Source organism: Pseudomonas sp. Tn43, from assembly GCF_014192635.1.
GTDB lineage: Bacteria > Pseudomonadota > Gammaproteobacteria > Pseudomonadales > Pseudomonadaceae > Aquipseudomonas.
In genome coordinates this window covers 87288-98093 of sequence record NZ_JACHYG010000014.1, presented here as the reverse complement: position 1 = coordinate 98093, position 10806 = coordinate 87288, and the positions used below count along the sequence as shown (strand labels likewise).

Sequence of the window (10806 nt, the reverse complement as noted above, 5' to 3'; positions counted from 1 at the left end):
GCCATATGGCGCCCGACACGATGCCCCTTGGCTTGCAGTTCCTTGGACAGGGTGCGAGACCCGGCGGACGCTCTGGATTCCTTATGATGCTTGACTAGCACGGCCTTAAGTTTCTCCCGTTCAGGATTCACCTTGCCCTGGCGCTGACGCCAGGCGTAAAAGCTGCTGCGGGTGACTCCAAACGCCCGACAGCAATTGTTAACGCCGTACTGCTCGTCCAGCTCATTGATCAGCGAGAATGATCTTTGGAGTCCAAAAGCAGGAGAGCACTGGCCTTTTTTAGGATTTCAATGTCCAGGTCTTTTTGCCTGAGCAACGCTTTGAGCTGCTGAATCTCCCGCTGATCGGCGGTGATTGCCTTGGCCCCCACCGGGGTCGAACCCAAGCGTTCTTTGCGAACCTGGTCGACCCAACGGCGCAAGGCCGTAGGGCCAATATCCAAACTGGCACAGACCTCAGGAACTGACTGGCCCTCGTCCAGCACCATGCTGGCGGCCTTGAGTTTGAACTCACTGGAATAAGATTTACGCATATCCACACACCTCAGATTTGGGCGCCATCTTAGCGCCCGATTGAAGTGTCCAAAATCATTAGGCCAGTTCAGGCTTGCCCGCGAAGGCGGCCTGATAGTCGACCAGGGTCTTTGATTGTGTACATACCCGTTTCTGCGGTAGCGACGGCTGGCGGTTTCGCTTTTACAGCGAGTCACTTTCGAAAAGCCTGCGCGGCCCGGCGGAAAGTAACCAAAGCGCTCTTGCCCCGCCATTCGGTACCTCGCCCAGGCTCGGCATGCCTCACTCCGGCAGCCCGCCGCCATCGGCCATCCTTGCCGCGGTGCCCCCTATGCAACGCCTGCGTTCGGCCTCTGGGAAAGGGGCGGCAGATCAAAAGCCAAAGCCAAAGCAAGATCAAAAGCTTCGCGAGCAAGCCCGCTCCCACAGGGGGGGCATCTGCAAGAGACTGGTCGGCTGTCAGGCCGCCTTCGCAGCGATGCGGCGACCCGACAAGCCAGTTCCCACAAAAAATCAGAGCGCATCCGCTGTGCTTTTCACCACTCAACAGGCCGAGCGTTAGCTCGCCTGCAGCTTTTGATGTTGACGCACCGCCCCCTCGAGAGGCCGAGTGGAGGTTCTGCGCAGTGGGCAACCCGGCATGGATGCCGGGTTAGCCGCGCACGGCCATGGATGGCCGATCGCGGCGGGCCCACGGAGCAGGACCGGAGCGAGGGCATGCCGAGCCTGGGCGAGGCACCGAACGAAAGGGGCAAGAGCGTTTTGGTTACTTTGGCGCTTTTCCAAAGTGACCCGCTGTAAGAGCGGAACCCTAAGCAGTCGTTACCGCAGAAAAGGATATGTACCCGACCAAAGAGCCAGTCGGCCCTCAGGCCGCTGCGTATACAACGTCAGGCACAAACAAAAACGGCCCCTATCCAATAGAGGCCGTTTCCGGTACAGCTCAAGACGTTATCGCAAGACAGCCCTTATCAGCGGTCTTCAAGCCGGGTGATATCACGCGACTCATAGCCAGTGTACAGCTGGCGCGGACGGCCAATCTTGTACGGGCTGGAGAGCATTTCCTTCCAGTGGGAAATCCAGCCGACAGTCCGCGCCAGGGCGAAGATCACGGTGAACATGCTGGTTGGAATGCCGATCGCCTTGAGGATGATCCCCGAATAGAAGTCGACGTTCGGGTACAGCGAGCGTTCGATGAAGTACGGGTCAGTCAGGGCGATCTCTTCCAGGCGCATGGCCAGTTCGAGTTGCGGATCGTTGGTGATGCCCAGTTCCTTCAGCACTTCGTCGCAGGTCTGCTTCATGACGGTGGCACGTGGGTCGCGGTTTTTGTAAACCCGGTGACCGAAGCCCATCAGTTTGAACGGATCGTTCTTGTCCTTGGCCTTGGCGATGTACTTGTCGATGTTCGAAACATCGCCAATCTCGTCAAGCATGGTCAGAACGGCTTCGTTCGCGCCGCCGTGGGCAGGGCCCCACAGTGCAGCGATGCCAGCGGCGATACAGGCGAACGGGTTGGCACCCGAGGAACCTGCCAGGCGTACGGTGGACGTCGATGCGTTCTGCTCGTGGTCGGCATGGAGGATGAAGATCCGGTCCATGGCCTTGGCGAGTACCGGGCTGATCGGTTTGATCTCGCACGGGGTGTTGAACATCATGTGCAGGAAGTTTTCCGCGTACGACAGGTCGTTGCGCGGGTACATCATGGGTTGGCCCATGGAGTACTTGTAAACCATTGCGGCCAGGGTCGGCATCTTGGCAACCAGGCGGATCGCGGAGATTTCACGATGCTGCGGGTTATTGATGTCGAGGGAGTCGTGGTAGAAGGCCGAGAGGGCGCCGACTACGCCGCACATGACAGCCATCGGGTGGGCGTCGCGACGGAAGCCGTTGAAGAAGGTCTTCAACTGTTCGTGAACCATGGTGTGGTTCTTCACGGTGCCGACGAACTGGGCCTTCTGTTCTGCGGTCGGCAATTCGCCGTTGAGCAGCAGATAGCAGGTTTCCAGGTAGTCCGACTTTTCAGCCAGCTGTTCGATCGGGTAGCCGCGGTGCAGCAGAATGCCGTTGTCGCCGTCGATATAGGTGATCTTCGACTCGCAGGAGGCAGTCGACATGAAGCCAGGGTCAAAGGTGAAACGGCCCGTGGCCGTCAGGCCCCGAACGTCGATAACATCGGGACCAACGGTGCCGGTTAAAATGGGCAGCTCGACGGGGGCTGCGCCCTCGATGATCAACTGCGCTTTTTTGTCAGCCATGTGGCCTCCTATTTATGCTTGAAATCATCAGACAGACCCCCCACGCAGGGCCCGCACCACTATAGTGAGATAAATTCGAATGTCAATTTGCCTAAAGTCTTGCTCCAGAAGGCTTTAACCGGACTTTTTCCTCGAAATTGACTGCCATTTACGCCTTTTATGTCACTTGTGCAATCAGCTATTAGGGGAAGGTGAACGCGTTGTCATTAGTAGCCTAACTGTCTATACTCGGCCACCGACCGCCAAGGGCTTTTGGGCCTGCTTTATTGGGGGTCGCATCCCTGGGTGGTGGTTACCTGACCAGTGCACTCCCCAACAACTTTGCCCTGATTGTTAGGGGCTCTTCAGTGTGAAAAAAAGCCGTGAAAAGCCAACGACCTGTAAACCTAGACCTAAGGACCATCAAACTCCCCATCACCGGCGTTACGTCGTTTCTTCACCGTGTTTCCGGCATCATCCTCTTTCTGGGCCTTGGCTTCATGCTTTATGCATTGGGCAAGTCTCTGGATTCCGAGGAAGGTTTTGCCGAGGTGAAGGCATGCTTGACCAGCCCGCTGGCCAAGTTCGTAGCATGGGGCCTCCTGTCCGCTCTTCTGTATCACCTGGTAGCCGGTGTGCGCCATCTGATTATGGATATGGGCATCGGTGAGACGCTGGAAGGCGGCAAGCTGGGCTCGCAAATCATTATCGCCGTATCTGCGGTGTTGATCGTTCTGGCGGGAGTTTGGATATGGTAACCAGCGTTACGAACCTGTCGCGTTCGGGCCTCTATGACTGGATGGCACAGCGTGTGTCTGCGGTCGTTCTCGCGGCTTATTTCATCTTCCTGATCGGATACCTCGTTGCGAATCCTGGCATTGGCTACACCCAATGGCACGAACTGTTCGCAAGCAACTGGATGCGTATCTTCAGTCTGCTGGCCCTTGTGGCCTTGGGCGCTCACGCCTGGGTCGGCATGTGGACCATCGCGACTGACTACCTGACGCCAATGGCGCTGGGCAAGTCCGCGACTGCAGTACGTTTCCTTTTCCAGGCAGTATGCGGCGTTGCGATGTTCGCTTACTTCGTCTGGGGTGTGCAGATTCTCTGGGGTATCTGATCCATGGCTAACATTCCAACGATTTCTTTCGACGCCATCATTATTGGTGGTGGCGGTGCCGGCATGCGCGCAGCGCTGCAACTGGCACAAGGCGGTCACAAGACTGCCGTGATCACCAAGGTTTTCCCGACCCGTTCGCACACCGTGTCGGCCCAGGGCGGCATCACTTGCGCCATCGCGTCCGCTGATCCTAACGATGACTGGCGCTGGCACATGTACGATACCGTCAAGGGTTCCGACTATATCGGTGACCAGGACGCTATCGAATACATGTGTCAGGAAGGTCCGGCTGCCGTTTTCGAGCTGGATCACATGGGGCTGCCGTTCTCCCGTACCGAACAGGGTCGCATCTACCAGCGTCCATTCGGCGGTCAGTCGAAGGATTACGGTAAAGGTGGCCAGGCCGCCCGTACCTGCGCCGCTTCCGACCGTACCGGTCACGCGCTGTTGCACACCCTTTATCAGGGCAACCTGAAAGCTGGCACCACGTTCCTTAACGAGTACTACGCTGTTGATCTGGTGAAAAACCAGGACGGCGCATTCGTCGGCGTGATTGCCATCTGCATCGAAACCGGCGAAACCACCTACATCCGCGCCAAGGCTACCGTACTGGCCACCGGCGGTGCAGGTCGTATCTACGCCTCGACCACCAACGCCCTGATCAATACCGGTGACGGCGTTGGTATGGCGCTGCGTGCCGGCGTACCGGTACAAGACATCGAAATGTGGCAGTTCCACCCGACCGGCATCGCCGGCGCCGGTGTACTGGTGACCGAAGGTTGCCGTGGTGAAGGTGGTTACCTGATCAACAAGCACGGCGAGCGTTTCATGGAGCGTTATGCTCCGAACGCCAAAGACCTTGCCGGTCGTGACGTTGTTGCCCGTTCGATGGTTAAGGAAATCATCGCCGGCAATGGTTGCGGTCCGAATGGCGACCACGTAATGCTCAAACTCGACCACCTGGGCGAGGAAGTGCTGCACAGCCGTCTGCCAGGCATCTGCGAACTGTCCAAGACTTTCGCACACGTTGACCCTGTTGTTGCTCCGGTTCCGGTCGTTCCGACCTGCCACTATATGATGGGCGGCGTTCCGACCAACATTCACGGCCAGGCCATCACCCAGAACGACGAAGGCGTCGACGAAATCATCCCTGGCCTGTTCGCAGTGGGTGAAGTGGCGTGCGTATCGGTTCACGGCGCCAACCGTCTGGGCGGCAACTCGCTGCTTGACCTGGTGGTATTCGGCCGTGCTGCCGGCCTGCACCTGGAAAAAGCGCTGAGCGACGGCATCGAATACGATGACGCCACCGACGCTGACATCAACGCAGCCCTGGCACGTCTGTCCGCTCTGAATGAGCGTACCGACGGTGAAGACGTGGCAACCCTGCGTCGTGAACTGCAAAGCTGCATGCAGAACTACTTCGGTGTGTTCCGTACCGGCGAATACATGCAGAAAGGTATTGCTCAGCTGGCTGATCTGCGCGTGCGTATCGCCAACGTCAAGATCAACGACAAGAGCCAGGCCTTCAACACCGCGCGTATCGAGGCACTGGAACTGCAAAACCTGCTGGAAGTCGCCGAAGCCACTGCTATCGCTGCAGAAGTGCGCAAAGAGTCCCGCGGTGCTCACGCCCGTGAAGACTTCGAAGACCGTGACGATGAAAACTGGCTGTGCCACACACTGTACTTCCCGGGTGACAAGCGCGTTGCCAAGCGTGCCGTGAACTTCTCGCCGAAGACTGTTCCGACTTTTGAACCTAAGATTCGGACTTATTAAGGGTGGCCGCCATGTTGCAAGTCAGTGTTTATCGTTACAACCCTGATCAGGACGCTGCGCCGTTCATGCAGGAATTCCAGGTTGATACCGGTGGTAAAGACCTGATGGTGCTGGACGTGCTGGCCCTGATCAAAGAGCAGGACGAAGGTTTCTCCTATCGTCGCTCTTGCCGTGAAGGTGTTTGCGGTTCCGACGGCATGAACATCAACGGCAAAAACGGTCTGGCATGCATCACGCCGCTGTCTGCCGTCGTAAAACGTAACAAGCTGATCGTTCGTCCGTTGCCAGGTTTGCCGGTTATCCGTGACCTGGTCGTCGATATGAGCATCTTCTACAAGCAATACGAAAAGGTTAAGCCATACCTGCAGAACGACACGCCAGCTCCGGCCATCGAACGTCTGCAGTCTCCTGAAGAGCGTGAAAAGCTCGATGGTCTGTACGAGTGCATCCTGTGCGCTTGCTGCTCGACTTCGTGCCCGTCCTTCTGGTGGAACCCGGACAAGTTCCTGGGTCCGGCTGCTCTGCTGCAAGCCTATCGCTTCCTGGCAGACAGTCGCGACAACAAGACATCCGAGCGTCTGGCTTCGCTGGATGACCCGTTCAGCGTATTCCGCTGCCGGGGCATCATGAACTGCGTCAACGTTTGTCCGAAAGGCCTGAACCCGACTAAGGCCATCGGTCACATTCGTAACATGTTGCTGCAAAGCGGCGTGTGATTCAGCTGCTGTACCCGTAGAACCGCTGTACCCGTAGATGCTACGGCGCCGGCTTCAACCGGCGCCGTAGTTTTAACCTGAGCAGCAGCTTAAAAGGCTGCCGCTCTTATTTTGAAGAAATGAGACAAGCAGGGGCATCCGGGCTGGTACCCGGACTATCAGCGTGATCCTAAGTGGCTTGTTTTAGTCGCTGCATTCGGACTTCTGCAAGTTTGCTCGGTGTCGACGCCGGTGGTGTTCCCCTAACCGAGGGTGACCAAGCATGCAAGAAAGCGTGATGCAGCGCATGTGGAACAGCGCCTACCTATCCGGTAGTAACGCTGCCTATGTGGAAGAGCTTTACGAGCTCTACCTGCACGACCCTAACGCTGTGCCAGAAGAGTGGCGCACCTACTTCCAGAAGTTGCCTGCTGACGGCAACCCTGCCACCGATGTTTCGCACTCCACAATTCGCGATCATTTCGTCTTGCTGGCAAAGAACCAGCGCCGCGCCCAACCGGTTTCCGCCGGCAGCGTGAGCAGTGAGCACGAGAAGAAGCAAGTTGAAGTGCTGCGATTGATCCAGGCCTACCGTATGCGTGGCCACCAGGCAGCCCAGCTTGACCCGCTGGGGCTGTGGCAGCGTCCTGCACCTGCAGACCTGTCAATCAATCATTACGGCTTGACCAATGCCGATCTTGATACGACCTTCCGTGCCGGCGACCTGTTCATCGGCAAAGAGGAGGCGAGCCTACGCGAAATTCACGAAGCGTTGCAGCAGACATATTGCCGCACCATCGGCGCTGAATTTACGCATATCACCGATTCCGAGCAGCGCCAGTGGTTCCAGCAGCGTCTGGAAAGCGTGCGCGGTCGTCCGACATACTCCGCCGACATCAAGAGCCACCTGCTTGAGCGTGTCACCGCCGGCGAAGGCCTGGAAAAATACCTGGGGACCAAATACCCGGGTACCAAGCGTTTCGGTCTGGAAGGCGGCGAAAGCCTGATTCCGATGCTCGACGAGTTGATCCAGCGTTCCGGCTCCTACGGCACCAAGGAAATCGTGATCGGCATGGCCCACCGTGGTCGTCTGAACGTACTGGTCAATACCTTCGGCAAGAACCCGCGCGAGCTGTTCGACGAGTTCGAAGGCAAGAAAAAGGTCGAGCTGGGTTCCGGTGACGTTAAATATCACCAGGGCTTCTCGTCCAACGTGATGACCACCGGCGGTGAAGTTCACCTGGCCATGGCGTTCAACCCTTCCCACCTGGAAATCGTTTCCCCGGTGGTCGAGGGTTCGGTTCGCGCCCGTCAGGATCGTCGTAACGACCCTACCGGCGAGAAGGTTCTGCCAATTTCCATCCACGGTGACGCGGCCTTCGCCGGTCAAGGTGTGGTCATGGAAACCTTCCAGATGTCGCAGACCCGCGGTTTCAAGACCGGCGGCACCGTGCACATCGTGATCAACAACCAGGTCGGTTTCACCATCAGCAACCCGCTGGACTCGCGCTCCACCGAGTACGCGACCGACGTTGCGAAGATGATCCAGGCGCCGATCCTCCATGTGAATGGTGATGATCCGGAAGCCGTGTTGTTCGTGACCCAACTGGCCATCGACTACCGCATGCAGTTCAAGCGTGACGTGGTAATCGATATGGTCTGCTACCGTCGTCGTGGCCACAACGAGGCCGACGAGCCTAGCGGCACTCAGCCAATCATGTACCAGCAGATCACCAAACAGCGCACCACCCGTGAGCTGTATGCCGAACGTCTGACCCAAAGCGGTGTGCTGGACGCAGAGCGTGTTCAGGCGAAAGTCGACGAATACCGCAATGCGCTGGACAACGGTCTGCATGTTGTAAAAAGCCTGGTCAAAGAGCCGAACAAAGAGTTGTTCGTGGACTGGCGTCCGTATCTGGGCCACGCCTGGACCGCGCGTCACGACACTCGCTTCGATCTGAAAACCTTGCAGGAACTGTCCGCCAAGCTGCTGGAAATTCCGGAAGGCTTCGTGGTTCAGCGCCAGGTCTCGAAAATCTACGAAGACCGTCAGAAAATGCAAGCCGGCGGCCTGCCGATCAACTGGGGTTACGCCGAAACCATGGCGTACGCGACCCTGGCGTTCGAAGGTCACCCGATTCGCATGACGGGTCAGGACATCGGTCGCGGTACGTTCTCGCACCGTCACGCTGTCTTGCACAACCAGAAAGACGCGGGTACCTACATCCCGCTGCAAAACCTGTACAAGGGCCAGCCACGTTTCGACCTGTACGATTCGTTCCTGTCCGAAGAAGCCGTGCTGGCATTTGAATACGGTTACTCGACCACCACGCCTGACGCGCTGGTGATCTGGGAAGCCCAGTTCGGCGACTTCGCCAACGGTGCCCAAGTGGTTATCGACCAGTTCATCACCAGTGGCGAGCACAAGTGGGGTCGTCTCTGCGGTCTGACCATGCTGCTGCCGCACGGTTATGAAGGCCAGGGGCCAGAGCACTCTTCGGCTCGTCTGGAGCGTTACCTGCAGCTGTGCGCCGAGCACAACATTCAGGTAGCCGTGCCGACTACGCCGGCTCAGATCTACCACTTGCTGCGTCGTCAGGTGATTCGCCCGCTGCGCAAGCCGTTGGTCGTTCTGACTCCGAAGTCGCTGCTGCGTCACAAACTGGCCATCTCGACCCTGGAAGATCTGGCCGAAGGTTCGTTCCAGACCGTTATCCCGGAAATCGATGCCCTGGATCCGAAAAAGATCGAGCGCGTCATTCTGTGTAGCGGCAAGGTCTACTACGACCTGCTGGAAAAACGCCGTGCCGAAGGTCGTGATGACATCGCCATCGTGCGTATCGAGCAGCTGTACCCATTCCCTGAGGACGACTTGAGCGAAGTCCTGGCTCCGTACACCAACCTCAAACATATCGTTTGGTGTCAGGAAGAGCCGATGAACCAGGGTGCCTGGTACTGCAGCCAACACCACATGCGCCGCATCGTTGGCAATCACGACAAGTCGCTCGTACTCGAGTACGCGGGCCGTGATGCTTCTGCTGCGCCGGCTTGTGGTTATGCATCGATGCACGCTGAGCAGCAGGAACAACTGCTGCAAGACGCCTTTACTGTTTAACGCCTTCGCGCACCTGAAACCGAATTTAAGGACCCACAGATAATGGCTATCGAAATCAAAGCCCCCACTTTCCCGGAATCGGTTGCCGATGGCACCGTTGCCACCTGGCACAAAAAACCGGGCGACGCCGTCAAGCGCGATGACCTGATCGTCGACATCGAAACCGACAAAGTCGTACTGGAAGTGCTGGCCACCGCTGACGGCGTGCTGGGCGCTATCGTCAAGAACGAAGGCGACACCGTTCTGTCCGACGAAGTTCTGGGCTCCATCGGTGAGGGCAGTGCTGCTGCCGCTGCTCCAGCCGCCGCTGCTGCACCTGCTGCCGCTGCCGCTGCTCCTGCCGAAGCGGGCGAAGAGGACCCTGTTGCTGCACCGGCTGCTCGCAAGCTGGCTGAAGAAAACGGCATCAACATCGCTTCCGTTGCCGGTACCGGCAAAGGCGGTCGTGTGACCAAGGAAGACGTTGTTGCCGCTGTAGCTGCCAAAAAAGCCGCTCCGGCTGCCGCACCTGCCAAGGCTGCCGCGCCTGCCGCTGCTGCTCCTGTGTTCGCCGCCGGCGATCGCATCGAGAAGCGCGTACCGATGACCCGCGTTCGCGCCACCGTGGCCAAGCGTCTGGTTGAAGCTCAGTCGAACATGGCGATGCTGACCACTTTCAACGAAGTCGACATGACCGAAGTCATGGCGTTGCGTTCCAAGTACAAGGATCTCTTCGAGAAGAGCCATAACGGCGTGCGTTTGGGCTTCATGTCGTTCTTCGTCAAGGCTGCCACCGAAGCGCTGAAACGCTTCCCGGCTGTCAACGCTTCGATCGACGGCGGCGATATCGTTTACCACGGCTACGCTGACGTCGGCGTTGCAGTTTCCAGCGATCGCGGCCTGGTTGTTCCGGTTCTGCGTAACGCCGAACTGATGAGCCTGGCTGAAATCGAAGGCGGCATCGCCACCTTCGGCAAGAAGGCTCGTGACGGCAAGCTGTCGATGGACGAAATGACCGGTGGTACGTTCACCATCACCAACGGTGGCACCTTCGGTTCGATGATGTCGACGCCGATCGTCAACCCGCCACAAGCGGCCATCCTGGGCATGCACAACATTCTGCAGCGTCCTATGGCAATCAACGGTCAAGTCGTTATCCGTCCGATGATGTACCTGGCGCTGTCCTACGATCACCGTTTGATCGACGGCAAAGAAGCTGTGACCTTCCTGGTTACCATCAAGAACTTGCTGGAAGACCCGGCTCGTTTGCTGCTGGATATCTGATAGAAGCAGCTGCAGGCTTCAAGTTACAAGCTGCAGGAAAGGGCAGCTTGGCTTGACGCTTGCGGCTTCAAGCTTGCCGCAAAAAAGA

8 protein-coding genes are annotated in these 10806 nt (G+C 57.9%); 6 read left to right on the top strand and 2 right to left on the bottom strand.

Annotated features, from left to right (window positions below; translation table 11 throughout):
- Window positions 1-229 precede the first annotated feature (229 nt).
- Window positions 230-532, bottom strand: a complete 303-nt coding sequence (locus FHW68_RS27355) for an IS3 family transposase (RefSeq protein WP_060739331.1) — start codon at window positions 530-532, stop codon at window positions 230-232.
- A gap of 951 nt (window positions 533-1483) precedes the next feature.
- Window positions 1484-2770, bottom strand: coding sequence for a citrate synthase (gltA, locus tag FHW68_RS24555; RefSeq protein ID WP_008071464.1), 1287 nt, complete (start codon window positions 2768-2770; stop codon window positions 1484-1486).
- A 362-nt stretch (window positions 2771-3132) separates the two neighbouring features.
- Here gltA and sdhC point away from each other — a divergent pair, with 362 nt between their 5' ends.
- The 6 genes from sdhC to odhB all read left to right on the top strand — a co-directional run bounded on the left by sdhC (window position 3133) and on the right by odhB (window position 10718).
- Complete coding sequence (gene sdhC, locus FHW68_RS24550) at window positions 3133-3507, top strand: succinate dehydrogenase, cytochrome b556 subunit (RefSeq protein WP_095634526.1); 375 nt, start codon at window positions 3133-3135, stop codon at window positions 3505-3507.
- The gene (gene sdhD, locus FHW68_RS24545; RefSeq protein ID WP_052967227.1) at window positions 3501-3869 is read left to right on the top strand and encodes a succinate dehydrogenase, hydrophobic membrane anchor protein; all 369 of its coding nucleotides are present in this window, start codon (window positions 3501-3503) and stop codon (window positions 3867-3869) included. The genes sdhC and sdhD overlap by 7 nt, the downstream gene beginning before the upstream one ends.
- 3 nt (window positions 3870-3872) lie before the next feature.
- Complete coding sequence (gene sdhA / locus FHW68_RS24540) at window positions 3873-5645, top strand: succinate dehydrogenase flavoprotein subunit (protein ID WP_095634527.1); 1773 nt, start codon at window positions 3873-3875, stop codon at window positions 5643-5645.
- Window positions 5646-5656: 11 nt separating this feature from the next.
- Window positions 5657-6361, top strand: a complete 705-nt coding sequence (locus FHW68_RS24535; RefSeq protein ID WP_007898989.1) for a succinate dehydrogenase iron-sulfur subunit — start codon at window positions 5657-5659, stop codon at window positions 6359-6361.
- 262 nt (window positions 6362-6623) lie between these two features.
- The gene (locus FHW68_RS24530; RefSeq protein ID WP_183683517.1) at window positions 6624-9455 is read left to right on the top strand and encodes a 2-oxoglutarate dehydrogenase E1 component; all 2832 of its coding nucleotides are present in this window, start codon (window positions 6624-6626) and stop codon (window positions 9453-9455) included.
- A gap of 42 nt (window positions 9456-9497) precedes the next feature.
- Window positions 9498-10718: a 2-oxoglutarate dehydrogenase complex dihydrolipoyllysine-residue succinyltransferase gene (gene odhB / locus FHW68_RS24525; protein WP_095634529.1), complete on the top strand. Its 1221-nt coding sequence runs from the start codon at window positions 9498-9500 to the stop codon at window positions 10716-10718.
- The last annotated feature ends 88 nt before the right edge of the window (window positions 10719-10806 follow it).

What these genes read in the sequence shown, in the direction of transcription:
- FHW68_RS27355 (WP_060739331.1), bottom strand. Translation starts at nt 532, where the DNA reads ATGCGTAAATCTTATTCCAGTGAGTTCAAACTCAAGGCCGCCAGCATG.
- gltA (WP_008071464.1), bottom strand. Translation starts at nt 2,770, where the DNA reads ATGGCTGACAAAAAAGCGCAGTTGATCATCGAGGGCGCAGCCCCCGTC.
- sdhD (WP_052967227.1), top strand. Translation starts at nt 3,501, where the DNA reads ATGGTAACCAGCGTTACGAACCTGTCGCGTTCGGGCCTCTATGACTGG.
- sdhA (WP_095634527.1), top strand. Translation starts at nt 3,873, where the DNA reads ATGGCTAACATTCCAACGATTTCTTTCGACGCCATCATTATTGGTGGT.
- FHW68_RS24535 (WP_007898989.1), top strand. Translation starts at nt 5,657, where the DNA reads ATGTTGCAAGTCAGTGTTTATCGTTACAACCCTGATCAGGACGCTGCG.
- FHW68_RS24530 (WP_183683517.1), top strand. Translation starts at nt 6,624, where the DNA reads ATGCAAGAAAGCGTGATGCAGCGCATGTGGAACAGCGCCTACCTATCC.
- odhB (WP_095634529.1), top strand. Translation starts at nt 9,498, where the DNA reads ATGGCTATCGAAATCAAAGCCCCCACTTTCCCGGAATCGGTTGCCGAT.